We start from the raw sequence: 15,931 nt of genomic DNA on the forward strand, positions 1-15,931 counted from the left end.
GGGGACCCGGTCGGCTGCGGAAACCCACTGGAAGGGGCGGAGCGTTCCGGTCCATCCTGACCGGCATGCCGACCTCCGCCGCCCACGATCCCCACGCCGCCTTCGATCCCGGCGCGCTCGCCCGCAAACCGACCCTGCCCGGCGCCACCGTCACCCTCGTCCCGCTCTCCGCCCGGCACGCCGGCCCCATGTGGCGGTTCACCGACGACGAGGAGACCAACCGCCTCACCGGCACCCGGCGGGCCTTCACCGAGGACGAGATCCGCGACTGGTGCACCACCCGCCCCGAGCAGCCCGACCGGCTCGACCTCGCCATCGAGGACCGCGCCACCGGCGGCTTCCTCGGCGAACTCGCGCTCAACGACGTCGACCCCGACAACGCCTCCGCCCACTACCGGATCGCCCTCACCCCCGGCAGCACCGGCCGCGGCATCGGCACCGAGGCCACCGTCCTGCTGCTGCGCCACGCCTTCGGGACGGTCCGCCTCCACCGCGTCCAACTGGAGGTCTACGCCTACAACCCCCGCGCCGCCCGCGCCTACGAGAAGGCCGGCTTCGTCCACGAGGGCCGGGCCCGCCAGGCCCACCACTGGGCCGGCGAGTACCACGACGTCCTCCAGATGGCCGCCCTGCGGCCCGAGTGGCTCGCCGCTCACCTCTGATAGGGCGGCCACTGCTGCTGCGGCGGATACCCCTGGTACGCCGCCGCAGCGGCATCGGCGGCGGCCCGTTCGCGCCGGCGCCGCCCGCGCACCACCAGCAGCACCGTCACCACGACGCCCGCCAGCACCACCACCGCGACCACCGCGGTCCCCGCCAGCACCCACTGCACGCCGCGGTTCGGCCCACTCGCCGGCGGCACCGCCACCGGCGACCCCCAGTCCTCCTCCTCGCCCGGCACCGGCGTCGGGGTCGCACCCCCCTGCGCCTCCGCCCGCCCGGCCAACGGATTCTCCCGCGGCCCCCCGTCCACCGCCGGATTCGCCTCCAGGGCCTTCGCCGGCGACAGCACCCCGTACCCGTACCGGTCGCTCGGCACCGCCGACCCGTCGGAGGGCGGCGTGGCGGTCTTGATCATCCGGTTGATGACCTGCCCGGCGGAAAGCTCCGGGTACTTCGCCCGGATCAACGCGGCGGTGGCGGAGACGTAGGCGGTGGCGTCGGAGGTGCCGTTGGCCTTGCCCTGCGCGCTCGTCGAGTCGGCGCCTGCCCGGGGGATCTCCGCGCCCGGTGCCACCAGGGTGGTCTCAGGGCCGAAACTCGACTTACTCCAGAGCAGACCGTTCCGGTCCACCGCGCCGACCGCGACGACCCCGGGAAAGGCGGCCGGGTAGTCAACGGAGCTGCCCTTGTCCCCGTCATTGCCCGTACTCGCGACCAGCACCACATCCTTGTCGAGCGCGTACTTGACCGCCGCACGCTCATCGGGGTCTGCGCCGGAGGGTCCACCGATCGACATGTTGACGACCTTCGCACCATGATCAACGGCATAGCGGATCGCCTTGGCGGTCTCCGACTGATCCGAGATCGAGTCCTCGTCCAAGGTGATCCGGACGGGCAGGATCCTGGACTTGGGGGCCAGACCCATGATGCCGGCCCCGGATCCGTGGCCGTGGCCGGCGATCAGACTCGCCATTCCGGTGCCGTGGCCGTCGTTGTCCTCCGTACCGTCGGTCTTCGCCCCGGTGAAGTCCGCCCCCGGCAGCACCTGACCCGTCAGATCCCGGTGGTCCTTCAGCACTCCGCTGTCGATGACGGCGACCGTCACGCCCTCTCCCTGCGAGACCGGCCAGATCGCTGACTCCGCCTGGTAGGTGACAAGCGGCCACTGCGCATCGCGAATGCTGTCGGCCTGGGCAGGACCCATGCCTGCGACCGCCAGCAATGCCCCTGCCAGCAACGCGGCCGCTCCACGGCCCGAACGCCAGCACCTCAAGCCCCGCCACCCCACTCAGCGCAGAGGTTGCCCTGCGGCCCGGACAGCCGCGGGGCAACCGATCGATTCGCCCGGCCCCGAAGGCCGACCGTCATTCCACCACGTTCGGATTGACCGGCTCGTCCGACATCCAGGTCTCCTCGTCCTCGACGAGGTAGTCAGGACGCCTCCGCTTCTCGTCTTCCTTCCGGCCTCGGTCGGCGCTGCCCAGCGGAACCATGGGCATCTGCGTCAGCGGGCTCCCCGATCCGGTCTCCGGCCGGATCCGGCCGCGCGCTCCCACGCCCGAACCGCCCTCGGTGAAGGCCTGCTTGCCACCGCCGCTCTTGCCGGACTGGTCCCCGACACCGACGACCGTGCCGCCCACTCGACCGGACGTACCTTCGCCGGCTCCCCTGCCTCGGGTGGAACCGCCGCCGACAACCCCACCGCCGCTCACCCCCGGCATGCCCTCAGCACCGAAGATCGCGCCACTGCGCCCGGCGCCGGTCCGGCCCGGAGCCCCTTCGGGGCCGCCATGCACAGCCTCCGGACCGGCTGTTTGCGCCTTCCACCCGGCGTTGGGCGCCTGCCCTTGCCTGCCGGCGGGGCCGAAGGCCTGTGGGAGGCCGCTCGGGTGGGGGGTTCCGGCCGTGTTGACGCCCTGTGGGGCGGGCTGTGCGACAGGACTGTTGGGCAGGTGCTGGCTTCCTCCGTTCCCCGGCGAGCCGAGTATCGACGTACCGCTCCCCGCGGACGGCGGCTGCCCTCCGGATGCCGCCGGGGCAGGGACGGCGGTCGTGCCATCCACGACGGTCCCGGCGCCGAACTTCGCCGGCGAGGCCTTGGGCGGCGGCATGGCAACGCCACCCTTGACACCGGGGTCGGAAGGAGCAGACGGTGCCTTCGAGAACGAAGGGCTCGTTCCCTGCTGGTTCAAGCGCCCCGCGCCACCGGTCCGGGGATCCGCCACCGCCCCCTCACGCGGACGCGACACCGGTGCCGCAGTTGGGCCGACGTTGCCAACTCCGACGCCGCCGAGGAAGCCTCCCACGGCTGCGTAGCCGCTCGAGCCCGCGTCATTCTCCGGCTCGGTCGTGTAGTCGTCCTTCTTGCGGCCCGGCGGCGCCCCCGGAGGCGGTGGGGGCTTCAGCATCGGGCCGGCGGTGCGGTAGTGCATGGCGAGGGTCTGCAGGACGGTGGCGGCTTCGGCCTTCTTCTGGTTGGCGACGTCCGTGCGGGAGTCCTCGTCGTCGGCGCCGAAGAGGGAGGAGAAGGTGTCTCCGACGCCGTCCTTGAACTGCGCCCAGCCGCTGGGCTCCTCGGGCATGTCGCGCTTGGCCTTGGCCATGGCCTCGGAGATCGCCTTGAGGGTGATGGCGGCGTCGTTGGCGTAGGAGGCGGTGGTGTTGATGGTGGTGGCGAGGTGGAGCATGCGGGTGTGGAAGGCGTCGCTGGTGCTGCCCTCCCACGAGGTGGCGGCCTCGGTGCTGGCGCGGGTGAGGGTGGCGCGGATGGCCTTGAGGGTGTCGGCGGCGCGGCGCCAGGGGTCGGCGGCGGCCATCACCTCGCCGGGGTTGAGCGCCTGGACCATCCGGCGGAGTTCGGCGTGGCTGTAGCTGCTGAAGTCGGTGTACTTCATCGGACGCCCTTCCCGTCGTCGTGCCGGGCCGGGGCGGTGGTCCGGGCGTAGGCGGCGGTGCTGGTGGCGGAGGGGTTGGCCACGGACCAGCCGTCGTCGCCGAGCTTCAGCTTGGTCTTGGTGCGGTGTTCCTGCTCCTCGTAGTTGGTCGCGGTGAGTTCGGCCTTCTTCTGGGCCTCGTCGACGGCGTCCTGGAGCTGGTTGAGCACGTCGCGCAGGCCGTCCCGCATGGTCTGGTAGCGGCCGTGCAGGTCGTCGGCCTCGGCGAAGGTGCCGAGCGAGCTGGGGCCGATGCCGCTGCGACCGTGGGCCGCGTTGCCGTCGGCGTGGTGCTGGAACTCGGCGAGCAGCAGCCGCACTTGGGCGGCGAAGGCGCGCAGCTGCTCGACCTCGACGCGGTAGCCGCGCCCCGCCCCGCCGGTCGATCCCGTTCCGTTCCCCGTTGCCACGTTCGGCGCCTCCCCCGTGCGTCCGGCCGGTGTCCAGCCGACGGTTCCGCTGAGTGGGTCATGTCTAACACACGGTCCGTCCCTGGTGTGCCGTCAGTTCACGTCCGATGCCGCACTCATGGCGCCGAGGGCGCGGCGGCAGAGCGAATCGGCGTGCCGGGTGGTCTCGGGGAGGCGGTAGCGGGGGGTGAGGCGGATGGTGGCCTCGACGGCCTCGGCGAGGCCGATCCGGTGGCCGACCGAGACGAACACGGGTTTGACGCCGGGCCGGGTCCGCAGGGCGCGGCCGACCTCCTCGCCGGTGGCCGGGTCGGTGAGCGGGGCCGTGTCGCCGCGGGCGGGGCCCGGTTCGCGGTGGTCGAAGGTGAACGGGGTCTTGGCGACACCGAGGGTGCGCAGGCCGGTGAGGACGCCGAGGTGGCTGGCGAGGCCGAGGCGGCGCGGGTGGGCGAGGCCGTAGCCGTCGCAGACGACGGTGCCGGGGCGGTGGGTGAGGGCGGCGAGGGCGTCGAGGACGGCGGGGAGTTCGCGGAAGGCGAGCAGGCCGGGGATGTAGGGGAAGGCGACGCGTCCGCCGGCGGTGGTCTCCTCGACGACGGCGAGGGTGGCGCGGTCGAGGACCACGGCGGCCGCGACGACGAGGTCGCGGGCGTCGTCGTAGGCGACGTCGACGCCGGCGATCAGCCGGTCGTCGCCGTCCGGGCCGGCGGTGGCGCCGATGGCGCCGGCCGCCCGGACGAGCGGGCGCAGGCGTTCCTGTTCGGCGAGCGCCTCGGCCTCGGTGGTGGGCCAGTCGGCGGGGATGGGCACGGCGGTTCCCCCTGGGTGGGCGCGGTGGTGGTGCGGTCGGGCCCACGGTACCGAGCGGGGCCGACGGCCCCGGGTACGGCGTCCGCCCTCCGCGCCCCGTACGCGGCCGACCGGCGCGCGGGATGTCCCGCACGCCGGTCGGAAGGAACACGGTCGGAAGGAACACAGGCAGGGCCCGGCCCGGCCCGGCCCGGAGCCGGCTCAGGCGGTGGAGACCACCACCGTCTTCGCGGCCTTGTCGTGGATGCACTGGCGGTAGGGCCGGTCGAAGACGCCGAACATGCCGTCGATGAGCCACCAGAGCGCGGCACAGCAGATCAGGGCGGGCAGGACGAAGACCGCCGCCCTGGTCCAGGCGGCCGACTGGGTCGGGGAGTTGCCGTCGACCAGCATGGCGACCCGGATCTTCATGGCCTTCTTGCCGAGGGTCTGTCCGTCCCGGCCGAGCATCACGCCCTCGTAGACGAAGTAGAGCAGGCAGGCGAGCCAGAAGGCGGTGGCCGAGCCGGAGCGGTCGGAGAGGCTGGCGAACGGCAGGACCACGAGGAGGGCGACGATCTGCACCAGCAGGTAGTCGATCAGCCGGGCGAGGATCCGGTTGGGCCAGCTGCCGAGCGGGGGCATGCCGGGGACGGGGCCGGCGCCGGGCGCGCCGTGGCCGGTGGGGCCGTAGCCGGGCGGGGGCTGGTCGTACGGCGATCCGCCGTAGGGGTTCTGGCCGTAGGGCGGGCCCGTGGGAGAGCCGCCGTAGGTGCCGCCGTACGCGCCGGGGCCGCCGTCGGGTGGCGGGTCGGCGGAGGACGGGGTGCCGTACGGGTCCGACGGCGTACCTTCCGGCGTGCCGCCGCCCGACTGCGGGGGCTGCTTGCCGAAGGAGGGCTTGCCGCCCCCCTCCGGCTCAGGGCCTGAGGGGTCGTAGGTGCTCATTCCCCGAGTAGAACATCACACATTGTACGAACTTGGGATATTGACTCCGTTTTGTCCGACAGGGCCACGGACGGGAGATCGGTGGAGCCTCTCAGTGCCGGACGACCCGGGTGCGGGCCGCCCGGTCGTGCCAGCCGCGCCGGGCCGGCCGGTCGAACAGCGGCCAGAGCAGGCCGACCACCAGCAGCGTCGAGGCCTGCCGGACCAGCCAGCGGACCAGGGAGCGGCCGATCCCCGGACGGGCCGGGGCGCCGGCCGCCGCCGTCCGGGCCACCGCGACCACCCGGATCCGGGCGAGCCGCTTGCCGAAGGTCTGGCCGGTGCGGGCGGTCGGCAGGACCTCGTAGAGCAGACCCACGAACAGCAGGATGCCGAGCAGCACGGCGGCCTTGCCGAGCACCGTGCCGTCGACCAGCCACACGTCGATCTGGCGGCGGGTGAGCCGGCTGGCCATCCGGGCCTGGTCGAGCTTGCGCTGGAGGTGGGCCTCGACCGAGCGGCCGAGCGGGACGCCCGCGGCGACGGCGACCACGGCCAGCACGGCGGTGTCGACCAGCCGGGCGGCGAACCGGCGGCCGAGCCCGGCGGGCCGTACCGGCGGCGGGGCGGGGCGGCGGCGCGCGGCGGGGGACGCCGGCCGGACGGTGGTGGTGCGCCGGGCGGCGGCCGGGACGGGCTGGGCGGACGGGGCGGGCTCGACGGGCGGCGAAGGTTCGACGTCCCCCTCGTCCTCCGCCGCGGCGGGCGGCTCGGGGGACGGCACCGGGGACGGAGCCGCCGGCTCCGGCGCGGGCGCCTCGACGGGCGGCTCCTCCACCGCCTCGGGCGCCGCCCCCCAGGACACCCAGCGCGACGCGTCGCCCGCCTCCATCAGCCCGCGCTGCGCCCGGGGATCCGCCTGCCACCCGGCCGACTCCGGCCCCGGCTCCGGCCCCGCATCGAACACCGGCTCAAGCGCCGGCTCCAGCACCGGCTCGGGCACCGGATCCGGCTCAGGCACCCGTTCGAACGCCCGCCCCTCCCCCGCCGGCTCCGCCCCGGACGCCCGCTCCCCGCCACGGCGGAACACCGGCCCGTTCTCCGGCACCACGAAGGTGAACGAAGCCCCGCCCCCGGTCTGGTCCAGGTACACCGGCCCGCTGTCCCCGCCGGACGACGGCCGCCTCGCGGGCTCCGCCGCCGGCTCGGCCGTCGCCGGTGGCGGCACGTACCGCCCCGCCCCGGCCCCGCCGGCGGCCGTGCCCGGGCGGCGGGTCGCGTACCGGGGCGGTTCGAGCACCTCGCCCTCGGCCGGGGCGGGCCGGCTGGTGCCGGGCACCCAGGCCGAGCCGCCCCAGTAGCGGACGAACCCGGGGATGGAGGGGTCGGGGTAGTAGCCCGGCGCGGGGCCGGCGGCCGTGTCCGTGCTGCCGCCGGCGAGGGGCCGGTCCGTCATGGGGGCTCGCTTTCCTGGCAGGCCGATGCGGCGTGCCCGGCGAGGGTGTGCGCGACGGTGGCACGGGCACCCCGGACGGCGCCGCCGTCGGCGCGCGAGGAGGTGCCGCCGAGGGGGCGGACAGTCGCCGGGCAGTCACAAAGGGTAGTACCTCGGCGGGTGGGCGGAGCGAAGTTCCCCATTCACCGGACAGCCGGAGGCCGCCCACGGTAAGGAAGACGGCGCGTACGCCCGACCACGCGCCGGCCGTCCCGCGTTCACCACTCCCCACACCACCACCGAGGGATCTCCGCGAAAGATTCGAGAAATCCTGGAAATCCCGGAAACCCGTGTAAGAGCGCTCCCGGGCCGCGCTCTCCAAAGGCACAGGGCCCGGAACCGGGCACGAACCGCAGGCAGAGAGGAACGATCATGGAGCGCCCGACGAGCGTGGTCGAGCACGAGCTGGAGCTCAACCTGGTGCTGTCCCCCGAGCACAGCGTCCCCGTGCCGGCCCGGCTGTCGTACGGCAGCCACGACCCCTACGCCGTGCACATCACCTTCCACCTGGACACCGGCTCGCCAGTGACCTGGGTGTTCGCCCGAGAGCTGCTGGTGGAGGGCACCTTCCGGCCGTGCGGCCAGGGCGACGTGCGGATCTGGCCGACCCGGTCCGGCCGGCGCAGCGTGCTCTGTCTGGCACTGAGCTCGCCGGCGGGGGACGCGCTGCTGGAGGCGCCGCTGCCGGCGGTGGCCGCGTGGCTGGAGCGGGCGCACCGGCTGGTGCCGCCGGGCAGCGAGCTGGCCGCGCTGGACATGGACGGCTCGCTGGCCGAGCTGCTCGCGTGAAGCGGGAGCAGCGAGGACAGCGAGAGCACCATGAGCACCGCAAGCGGCACGCGCGGCTCCTGCGGCTCGCGCCGCACCCGGGCCGACGCCCCGCTCCCGCCGGCTCAGCGGGCCGCGGGGGCCTGCTGACGCTCGCGCGCGGAGTCCGGCCGTCCGCCGCCCCGCTGGCCGGGCAGCGCCGCCGACGGCGCACCGGCCGCCAGGCGCCGGGCGCGGACGCGTAGCGCGGCGGCCAGCAGGAAGCAGATCCCGACGATCGGGTAGACCGAGGTCGGGATCTGGCGGAGCGGCGACAGCTCCAGCACCAGCGCGCCCTGCGGCTTGGCGAGCCACATCGCGAAGGACAGGAAGGCGACCAGCGTGGCGGCGAAGGCGGCCCGCCAGCGGACCTTCCGGACGGCGGCCGGACGGGCCCGTTCGACCGCCGCCTCGCAGCCGAGCAGGACGAGCACCGGCACGCACCAGACCCAGTGGTGGGTCCAGCTGATCGGGGAGATCAGCACGGCGGTGACGGCGGCGCAGCAGACGCCCCAGGCCTCGGCCCGCGGCATCCAGCGCGCGCTGCGGGCGGCCCAGGCGGCGACGCCGAGGCCGGCCAGCGCGACGGCGGCGGCGGCCAGGGTGGCGAGGGCGCCCGGTTCGGCGGTGTGCAGCAGCCGGGCGACGGCGCCGCTGAGCGCCTGGTTGTCGACGATCTCGGTCTTGCCGACCCGTGAGGAGTCGTAGAGGTACTTGGTCCAGAAGCCCCAGGTGGCGTCGGGCAGGACGAGCGCGCCGATCAGGAAGGTGCCGAGGAAGGTCGCGCCGGCCACGAACGCGGCCCGGACCCGGCCGGTGAGCAGCAGGTAGACCGCGAACAGGCCGGGGGTGAGCTTGATGCCGGCGGCGATGCCGATCGCGACGCCCTTGCTGCGGCGTCCGTCGGGCCGGGTGAGGTCCCAGAGGATGAGGCAGGCCAGCGCGAGGTTGATCTGCCCGTAGCGCAGCGTGGTGTAGACGGGTTCGAGCCAGACGCCGGCGCCGGTGACCAGGATCACGCCGATCGCGCGCAGGTCCCGGCGTGGCCAGCCGACCAGTTTGAACGACAGGTGGGTGAGCAGCGCGAGCAGCCCGAGGTTGCAGAGCGTGATCGCGACCCGGAGGAACGGGATGGGGAACCAGGTCGTCGGCACGAAAAGCATCGCGGCGAACGGCGGGTAGGTGGCCGGCAGGTTCCACTGCGTGACGCGCAGGGCGTAGAGGTCCTCGCCGTTGGCGACGGCGGCGCCCTCGGCCCGGTAGACGATCATGTCCACCATCGAGGTGTGCGCGAAGTGCCGCACCACCGCGTAGGCGAGCAGGGAGAGGAAAGCGACCGCGGAGACGGCCAGCAGCGGTCGGCGGGGGGCCTCGCGCAGGGCGCGCAGGGGTGCGCCGAGGGCGGTGCGCAGCCGGTCCGACAGGGGGGCGGGCGCCCGGTCCGGTGCGCTGGGCACCACGCCGCGCTCGTCTTGCACCGCTGTCACTCTTCGCTCCGTCCGCCGGTCGGCCAACCAGCGACGATACCCGATGGCCCGCGGCCGGCCCGGATCGCTCCGGTGACGGAGGGTGACCGTCCGGGGAAATGGTGCCGGCCGGCCGTGCCCCGTTGCGGTCGGGGCACGGACGGCCGGAGTCGGTGGGGCGGGGTCAGCCGGTGTAGGCGCCGAGGGCCCGGGTGAAGTCCAGCGGCTGCTGGACGATCGAGCTGCAGCTGGCGTCGGCGTAGGGCTTGGCGCCGCCCTCGCAGGCCTTGTCGCGGGTGCCGGACCACATCGACAGCCAGGCCAGGTGCTTGCTCTTGGCGAAGTCGGCGAGCTGCTTGGCGTCGGCGACGGTGAAGACCTCGCTGGCGACATCGTTGACGCCGATCATCGGGGTGACCGCGACCTTGCGCCAGGCGGCCGCGTCGTCGAGCCCGAGCACGCTCTTCACCTGGGCCTGGGTGGCGGTGGCCGCGGCGATGGCGTACTTGCCCATCTGGCCCTGCGGGTTGGGGGCGACGCCGTCGCCGAAGTCCATCGCCATGACGTTGACCGCGCTGATCGCCACGCCGTTGTTCCTGGCGTCGGCGAGCAGGTTGACGCCGTCCTGGGTCAGGCCGGAGGGGAGCACCGGGAGGGTGTAGGAGACCTCCAGGGTCCTGCCCTTGGCGGCGGCGTTCTTCTGGAGCTGGACGATGGCCTGGGCGCGGCGGGTGTTGGCGGCGGCGTTGGCGATCGCGCCGCCCTCGACGTCGAAGTCGACCTTGGTGAGGCCGTAGGCGTCGACGGTCTTCTGGTAGACGGCGGCGAGGTCGGCGGCCGAGGTGCAGGCGAGGGCCAGCTCGCTGCCGTTGGCGCCGCCGAAGGAGACCCGGACGTCGCCGCCGATCGCGCGCAGGGCGCCGATCTGGGCGGCCACCGGGTCGGCGGCGAGGTCGCTCACGCCGCCCCACTTCGGGGTGCAGCCGCCGCCGGAGACGACGAAGGCCAGGTTGAAGTCCTTGACGCCGGTGGCCTTGGCGGTGGCGAGCAGGTCGTAGGAGGGGTAGAGCGAGGTGTCGACGAACGGGGAGAAGCCGGCGCCGGCCGGGGCCGGGGCGCCGGTCGCGGTGGCGGTGGGGGTGGGGGCCGGGGTGGTGGGGACGGCCGTGGTGGTGGCGGTCGCGGTGGCCGTCGGGGCGGGGGTGGTGGGCCGGACGGTCGCCGTGGCGGTCGGGCTCGGCGCGCCGGTGGTCGGCTTGCCGGTGGCGGTGGCGGTGGCGCTCGTCGTCGCGGTGGCCGTGGCGGAGGGCGAGGCGGTGGCCGTCGCGGAGGCGGAGGCGGACGGGGAGGACGTCGCGGTGGTGGTCGGCCGGCCGGAGGGGGTGGGCACGGTGCCGTCCCCCGGCTTGCAGGAGGTCTTGTTGATCAGGCAGTTGCCCGGCTCGGACTGCGCGGCGCCGGCGCCCTGGGCGACGAAGCCGACCACGATGCCCTTGCCCGGCTCCAGCCGCTTGCTCCACGCCTCCGGCTTGACGGTGATGTGCTGGCCCTCGGCCGTGAAGGTGGCGTTCCAGAGCGAATCGATCTTCGCGCCGGCCGGCAGGTCGAAGGTGAGCGTCCAGTCCTCGATGGCGCTGCTGTCCGGGTTGGTGACCAGGTACTGGCCGGTGAAGCCGGAGTCCCAGCTGGAGGTGCGGCTGTAGACGGCGCCGAGCGAGGCGGCGCTGGCCGAGGAGGCGAGGACGACGACGCCCCCCGCGACCAGGGCTGCGGCGACCGCCGAGGCACCGATCAGCATGCCCTTGCGGCTGCGCCGACGGCGGCCGCCGGGGCGGCGGTGGGGCTGCTGGGTCGTCATGGGGGCTTACCTCCGGGGCTGGCAGGTGTGCGGCCGGCGGGTGACCGACGCCGATGACGCTAACGGCGCCGAATGGCCGGAAAGCGCCCCCTGAGCCAGGGGTAGAACTCCCTTACGGTGCACTTAAGAAAATGGGGAACGCGCTCCGCCCCCGCGTCCCCGGGGGCCTGACGAAGCGCCGAAACCTTTCACCATCGGCCGCCGGCGGCCCCGTTCAGCGCGGGAACAGCGGCCCGCGGCCGCGGCGTCTGCCGGTCCGTGCCGGCTCCGTGCCGTCCTGCCTGGTCCGCAGCCGCAGCCGGATCTCGGCGCCGCCGAGCACGGCCGACGCGCCGAGCGCGAGGTCGCCGCCGGTGGCCTCGGCGAGCTTGCGGACGATGTCGAGGCCGAGGCCGGTGGAGCCCTCGCCGCCGTGGCCCTCGCCGCGCTTCAGCGCCGCCTGCGGGTCGCTGAAGCCCGGGCCCGCGTCCCCGACCAGCACGATCACCGAGCTCTCGGTGGGCAGCACGTCCACCGAGAAGGCGGTGCCGACCGTGGTGTGCCGGAAGACGTTGCCGAGCAGCGCGTCCACCGCCGCGGCCAGGTCGCCGCGCTGGACCGGGACCGGCGTCTCGCGGTCGGCGCCGGCCAACTGCCAGGGCCGGCCCTCGTCCTCGGCGAGCGCGGACCAGAAGCCGACCCGCTCGCGGATCACCTCGGCGGCGTCGCAGCCGACGGTGACGGCGGGCGCGTCCTCGGGCGCCCGGCGGGCCGAGCGGATGATCTGGTCGACCTCGCGTTCCAGTTGCGACACCGCGTGCCGGGTGGCGTCGGCCGCGTCGCCCTCGCCGAGCGAGGCGGCGTTGAGCCGCAGCACGGTCAGCGGGGTGCGCAGCCGGTGCGACAGATCGGCGGCCAGTTCCCGTTCGGCGGCGAGCAGTTGGACGACCCGGTCGGCCATCGCGTTGAACGCGTGGGCGGCCTCGTGCAGCTCCACGGGGCTGCCGGCGGCCTGCTTGCCGTCCACCGGCACCCGCACCGCGAGGTTGCCCGCGCCGAGCGAGCGGGCGGCGGAGGCGAGCCGGCGGGCCGAGGCGACGATCCGGGCGCCCATCCGGTCGGCAACCAGCACCGAGATGGCGACCAGTCCGAGCGCGACCCCGGAGAGCACCTGCCAGGCGGTGGCGACGCCCCGGGTGAGGTCGCCGTCGGCCACGAACACCTCGACCACGGCGGTCCGCACGGTGTCCACGGCGACCGGCTGGAGCAGCGCGTAGCCGCCCGGCACCTGCACGGTGAACGAGCGTCCCTGGCCGCCCGCGGTGGCCACGTCGGCGTCCAGCGCCCGGACCTCGCCGATGGTGGCACCGGCGGCCGGGCCGGAGGCCATGGCCGCGGGCGTGCCCGCCGTCGCCACCGTCCCCGGCCCGCCCGGCGTGCCGGAAGCACCCGAGACACCCGAGGCGCCCGGAGCACCCCCGCTCGCCCCGGTCCCGCCCGGTGCTGCGGCCACCCCGCCCGCAGCACCGGGCTGACCCGAGACGGTGCCGGACCCGACGGCGGACTCCGCCGGCGGCAGGTGCACCGCCATCCGCCCCTGCGCGCCCGCGTCCGTGGAGGCCACCGCCCGGGCGATGGCGTCCTGGTCGGTGGTGATGGCCAGCGCCGGTCCGAGCGCCGCGGCCTGCCGCTCGGCGGCCGTGAAGGCCCGGTCCCGGGCGGTCTGCTGGACCATCAGACCGAGCGGGATGAGGAAGGCCAGCGCGACCATGGTGGTCCCGGCGACGGCGGCCTTGATCAGGGCCCAGCGAAGCGAGTGCCGCAACCGCCTCATGTCCGGCGCTCCACGGGGACGGGCCCGGAGCCGGCGGACTGCCCGGACGCCTCCAGCCGGACCCCGACCCCGCGCACGGTGTGCAGGTAGCGCGGGCTGGACGCGGTCTCGCCGAGCTTGCGGCGCAGCCAGGACAGGTGCACGTCGATGGTCTGGTCGCCGCCGTAGGTCTGCCGCCAGACCTCGGCCAGGATCTCCTTGCGCGGCACCACCACGCCCGGCCGGGCCGCGAGGAAGGCCAGCAGGTCAAATTCACGGCGGGTCAGGTCCAGTGCGCGCCCGTCCAGCGAGGCTTCCCGGCGCTGGAGGTCGATCGCCAGCCCGCCGACCCTGAGCACCTGGCTGACCGGGGCCGCCCCGCCGCCGAGCCGGCGCAGCACGGCGGCCATCCGGGCGCTGAGGTGCTCCCCGGAGAACGGTTTCACCAGGTAGTCGTCGGCGCCGTCGTTGAGCAGCCGGACGATCTCCGCCTCGTCGTCCCGGGCGGTGGAGATGATGACCGGGACGTTGGTCAGGCCACGGATCATCTTGAGCGCCTCGCTGCCGTCCAGATCCGGCAGGCCGAGGTCCAGGATCACCAGGTCGCAGCCGACCTGGGCGACCTCGCGCAGCGCCTCAAGTGCCGTGCCCACGCTGCGAACCGCGTGGCCGGTGTCTGTCAGGTGGCGGATGAGGGCGGATCGCACGAAGGGGTCGTCCTCGACCACGAGCACTGTTGCCATGGGGCTGCACGGTACGCCATCGACCCCGATTGGTCTGTACCTCGGGTTGGTTCGCGCCGGTCTGTGCGGAGCTGGCAGGACTTGTGCAAGTTCCCTGCGGAAGTACCGGGGTGCCCGCCGCTCCGCGCGGGAGATACGGCAGGATGTGCGCACGATGCGGAACGGACTGGTACAGCTCGGCGCCTGGGCGGCGGCCACCGGGGCGGCGGTGGCGCTGTCCTGGTTCGGTGTGCACGCCGTGCTGACCGGCGCCGCGTTCGAGCAGCCCACGGCGCTGCCACTGCCCTCGCCGGCCTCGGCCGAGGGCGCGAGACCCACGCCGACGCCCTCGGCGACGCAGCCGAAGGCGGCCGACCGCACCGAGCCGACCGCGACACCGTCCACCGGCCGGGCGTCGGCGACCCCGCCCAGGGCGACCGGCCCCGCGCCGACGTCGGCCGCCGCACCGACGCCCTCCCGCCCGGCACCGACCGCCGGCACCACGTCCTCCGTGCACAGTTACCCCGTCCCGGGCGGCCGGGTCGCGCTGGACCTCCAGCCGGACCACGCCTCGCTGGTCACCGCCGCCCCGGACCCGGGCTGGCAGATGCAGGTCTGGAACGGCCCGCAGTGGATCCGGGTGGACTTCACCAAGGACGACCAGGCCAACTCGGTGATCGTGTCCTGGAACGGGTACCCGCCGAGGGTCGACACCGTCGTCCGCTGACCGGCTGTCACCACCTCTCGAAGGGCACGTAGCCCGGCAGGTAGGGCCCGCGGTACCGGGAGCGGTCGACCAGTGTGTGCCTGGTCCCGCCGGGCACCCCGATCGCGGCGAGCACCACGGTGCCGTACGCGTCCCGCACCTCGTAGGGCTCGGCGAGCGAGGCCGCGCCCCGGTCCACGGCGTAGTCGTACGCGTAACAGACGTCCGGCACCGCGACCGCGAGGTCGATCACCCCGTCGCCGTGCTCGGCCAGGTGCCCGGCCAGCTCCCGGCCGCGCGGGCCGATCACCTGGACGAGCGAGGTCAGCACGAACCTGGTCCCGGGCGCCCGCAGCACGTAGGAGACCGTCTCCGGCTCGCCGGTCTCCGGACCGGCGTACGCGGTGCAGCGCATCCCGAGCGCGACCGCGTACCGGTGGGCCGCCCGCTCGGCGTCGCCGACCGCGAAGACCACCGCGTCGGCGGTGCCCATCGGAAGCAGCCCCGGTTCCTCCGGGCCCGGGACGGGGGCCGGGACGAACAGCACGCGTTCGGCGGCGGTGTCGGTCATGTCAGCCCTCCCGGTCGGGGTGCGGGACCACGGCCCCGGCACGCCGGGGTGGCGACGGGCGCACGGGGTTGTGGCTGGAGGGTGGCGCCGGACCGACTTCCGCGCAACTGTTCCGTTTCCTCCTGGTCAAGCTGTGCTCCGGGGCGGGAGAATCGGGCGCACCGTTGTACAGAATGCCCACCGGAGGACGGAACCCTCGATGCCCCCCGCCCACTCCCCCGGCTCCCCGGGCGCCCCCGGATCGTCCAACCCGCCTGTCGGACAAGGACATTCCGGAGCACCCGGCGGCCCCGCCGGGAACACCAACGACGCGATCGACGTGCTGGACGGCCGGCTGATCCGGCTGCTCGCCGAGGAGCCGCGGATCGGTGTGCTGGAGTGCTCGCGCCGCCTCCAGGTGGCGCGCGGCACGGTGCAGGCCCGGCTGGACCGGCTCCAGGCGCGCGGGGTGATCGGCGGCTTCGGCCCGGAGGTGGACCCGGCGGCGCTGGGCTACCCGGTGACGGCGTTCGCGACCCTGGAGATCTCCCAGGGCCAGGGCATGGACGTGCGCGCGCACCTGGCGGCGGTGCCGGAGGTGCTGGAGCTGCACACCATCACCGGGCGCGGCGACATGATGGTGCGGATCGTGGCCCGCTCGAACGCCGATCTGCAGCGGGTGATCGACCGGGTGGTCGGCTTCGACGGGATCGTCCGGTCCTCGACCGCGATCGCGCTGGAGAACCCGGTGCCGTACCGGATCCTGCCGCTGGTCGACCAGGCCGCCGCCGAGTAGGCCCCGGCCGGCCCGGG

The 15,931-nt window shown here is 74.6% G+C and carries 14 protein-coding genes and 1 pseudogene; 4 read left to right on the top strand and 11 right to left on the bottom strand.

Annotation, left to right across the window (positions count from 1 at the left end; translation table 11 throughout):
* Window positions 1–65 precede the first annotated feature (65 nt).
* Window positions 66–662 (top strand): GNAT family N-acetyltransferase, encoded by a 597-nt coding sequence (locus tag ACFZBX_RS13225; RefSeq protein ID WP_391533628.1) that lies wholly within the window; start codon window positions 66–68, stop codon window positions 660–662.
* On the opposite strand, the gene mycP is transcribed toward ACFZBX_RS13225, so the two are convergent.
* The 6 genes from mycP to ACFZBX_RS13255 form a co-directional block, all read right to left on the bottom strand.
* Entirely contained in the window at window positions 653–1,900 is a 1,248-nt protein-coding gene (gene mycP, locus ACFZBX_RS13230) for a type VII secretion-associated serine protease mycosin (RefSeq protein WP_391533630.1), read from the bottom strand. The two genes, ACFZBX_RS13225 and mycP, sit on opposite strands and share 10 nt — an antisense overlap.
* A 127-nt stretch (window positions 1,901–2,027) precedes the next feature.
* Window positions 2,028–3,557 (bottom strand): hypothetical protein, encoded by a 1,530-nt coding sequence (locus ACFZBX_RS13235; RefSeq protein ID WP_391533632.1) that lies wholly within the window; start codon window positions 3,555–3,557, stop codon window positions 2,028–2,030.
* The gene (locus ACFZBX_RS13240) at window positions 3,554–4,006 is read right to left on the bottom strand and encodes a hypothetical protein (RefSeq protein ID WP_391533633.1); all 453 of its coding nucleotides are present in this window, start codon (window positions 4,004–4,006) and stop codon (window positions 3,554–3,556) included. Before ACFZBX_RS13240 ends, ACFZBX_RS13235 begins: the two co-directional genes overlap by 4 nt.
* Window positions 4,007–4,099: 93 nt before the next feature.
* Complete coding sequence (locus ACFZBX_RS13245) at window positions 4,100–4,816, bottom strand: endonuclease V (protein WP_391533634.1); 717 nt, start codon at window positions 4,814–4,816, stop codon at window positions 4,100–4,102.
* A gap of 201 nt (window positions 4,817–5,017) precedes the next feature.
* Window positions 5,018–5,743: an RDD family protein gene (locus ACFZBX_RS13250; protein ID WP_391533635.1), complete on the bottom strand. Its 726-nt coding sequence runs from the start codon at window positions 5,741–5,743 to the stop codon at window positions 5,018–5,020.
* A gap of 91 nt (window positions 5,744–5,834) precedes the next feature.
* Window positions 5,835–7,178 (bottom strand): RDD family protein, encoded by a 1,344-nt coding sequence (locus ACFZBX_RS13255; protein ID WP_391533637.1) that lies wholly within the window; start codon window positions 7,176–7,178, stop codon window positions 5,835–5,837.
* A gap of 411 nt (window positions 7,179–7,589) precedes the next feature.
* Between ACFZBX_RS13255 and ACFZBX_RS13260 the strand changes: the two genes are divergently transcribed.
* Window positions 7,590–8,006 carry an SsgA family sporulation/cell division regulator gene (locus ACFZBX_RS13260; protein WP_350544727.1) on the top strand — a complete coding sequence of 139 codons (417 nt, stop codon included), beginning with the start codon at window positions 7,590–7,592 and terminating at the stop codon, window positions 8,004–8,006.
* A 104-nt stretch (window positions 8,007–8,110) separates the two neighbouring features.
* Here ACFZBX_RS13260 and ACFZBX_RS13265 read toward each other — a convergent pair whose 3' ends face one another.
* From ACFZBX_RS13265 to ACFZBX_RS13280, 4 genes are all read right to left on the bottom strand, one after another.
* Window positions 8,111–9,511: a glycosyltransferase 87 family protein gene (locus tag ACFZBX_RS13265; RefSeq protein WP_391533638.1), complete on the bottom strand. Its 1,401-nt coding sequence runs from the start codon at window positions 9,509–9,511 to the stop codon at window positions 8,111–8,113.
* 163 nt (window positions 9,512–9,674) lie between these two features.
* The gene (locus ACFZBX_RS13270; protein WP_391533640.1) at window positions 9,675–11,348 is read right to left on the bottom strand and encodes a cellulose binding domain-containing protein; all 1,674 of its coding nucleotides are present in this window, start codon (window positions 11,346–11,348) and stop codon (window positions 9,675–9,677) included.
* A 214-nt stretch (window positions 11,349–11,562) separates the two neighbouring features.
* On the bottom strand, window positions 11,563–13,161 hold the full coding sequence (locus ACFZBX_RS13275; RefSeq protein WP_391533641.1) for a sensor histidine kinase: 1,599 nt from the start codon (window positions 13,159–13,161) through the stop codon (window positions 11,563–11,565).
* Entirely contained in the window at window positions 13,158–13,883 is a 726-nt protein-coding gene (locus ACFZBX_RS13280; protein WP_344324670.1) for a response regulator transcription factor, read from the bottom strand. The genes ACFZBX_RS13275 and ACFZBX_RS13280 overlap by 4 nt, the downstream gene beginning before the upstream one ends.
* A 154-nt stretch (window positions 13,884–14,037) precedes the next feature.
* On the opposite strand from ACFZBX_RS13280, the gene ACFZBX_RS13285 reads away from it, so the two are divergent.
* Window positions 14,038–14,589 (top strand): hypothetical protein, encoded by a 552-nt coding sequence (locus tag ACFZBX_RS13285; RefSeq protein ID WP_391533643.1) that lies wholly within the window; start codon window positions 14,038–14,040, stop codon window positions 14,587–14,589.
* 25 nt (window positions 14,590–14,614) lie between these two features.
* On the opposite strand, the pseudogene ACFZBX_RS13290 reads toward ACFZBX_RS13285, so the two are convergent.
* A pseudogene (locus tag ACFZBX_RS13290) lies at window positions 14,615–15,061 on the bottom strand (VOC family protein); the annotation flags it as partial.
* A 277-nt stretch (window positions 15,062–15,338) separates the two neighbouring features.
* On the opposite strand from ACFZBX_RS13290, the gene ACFZBX_RS13295 reads away from it, so the two are divergent.
* Entirely contained in the window at window positions 15,339–15,914 is a 576-nt protein-coding gene (locus ACFZBX_RS13295) for an Lrp/AsnC family transcriptional regulator (protein ID WP_391533645.1), read from the top strand.
* Window positions 15,915–15,931 lie beyond the last annotated feature (17 nt).

It is taken from the genome of Kitasatospora sp. NPDC008115 (assembly GCF_042957205.1).
Taxonomy (GTDB): Bacteria; Actinomycetota; Actinomycetes; order Streptomycetales; family Streptomycetaceae; genus Kitasatospora.

What these genes read in the sequence shown, in the direction of transcription:
- ACFZBX_RS13275 (WP_391533641.1), bottom strand. Translation starts at nt 13,161, where the DNA reads ATGAGGCGGTTGCGGCACTCGCTTCGCTGGGCCCTGATCAAGGCCGCC.
- ACFZBX_RS13285 (WP_391533643.1), top strand. Translation starts at nt 14,038, where the DNA reads ATGCGGAACGGACTGGTACAGCTCGGCGCCTGGGCGGCGGCCACCGGG.
- ACFZBX_RS13225 (WP_391533628.1), top strand. Translation starts at nt 66, where the DNA reads ATGCCGACCTCCGCCGCCCACGATCCCCACGCCGCCTTCGATCCCGGC.
- ACFZBX_RS13260 (WP_350544727.1), top strand. Translation starts at nt 7,590, where the DNA reads ATGGAGCGCCCGACGAGCGTGGTCGAGCACGAGCTGGAGCTCAACCTG.
- ACFZBX_RS13270 (WP_391533640.1), bottom strand. Translation starts at nt 11,348, where the DNA reads ATGACGACCCAGCAGCCCCACCGCCGCCCCGGCGGCCGCCGTCGGCGC.
- ACFZBX_RS13255 (WP_391533637.1), bottom strand. Translation starts at nt 7,178, where the DNA reads ATGACGGACCGGCCCCTCGCCGGCGGCAGCACGGACACGGCCGCCGGC.
- ACFZBX_RS13250 (WP_391533635.1), bottom strand. Translation starts at nt 5,743, where the DNA reads ATGAGCACCTACGACCCCTCAGGCCCTGAGCCGGAGGGGGGCGGCAAG.
- ACFZBX_RS13235 (WP_391533632.1), bottom strand. Translation starts at nt 3,557, where the DNA reads ATGAAGTACACCGACTTCAGCAGCTACAGCCACGCCGAACTCCGCCGG.
- ACFZBX_RS13295 (WP_391533645.1), top strand. Translation starts at nt 15,339, where the DNA reads ATGCCCCCCGCCCACTCCCCCGGCTCCCCGGGCGCCCCCGGATCGTCC.
- ACFZBX_RS13280 (WP_344324670.1), bottom strand. Translation starts at nt 13,883, where the DNA reads ATGGCAACAGTGCTCGTGGTCGAGGACGACCCCTTCGTGCGATCCGCC.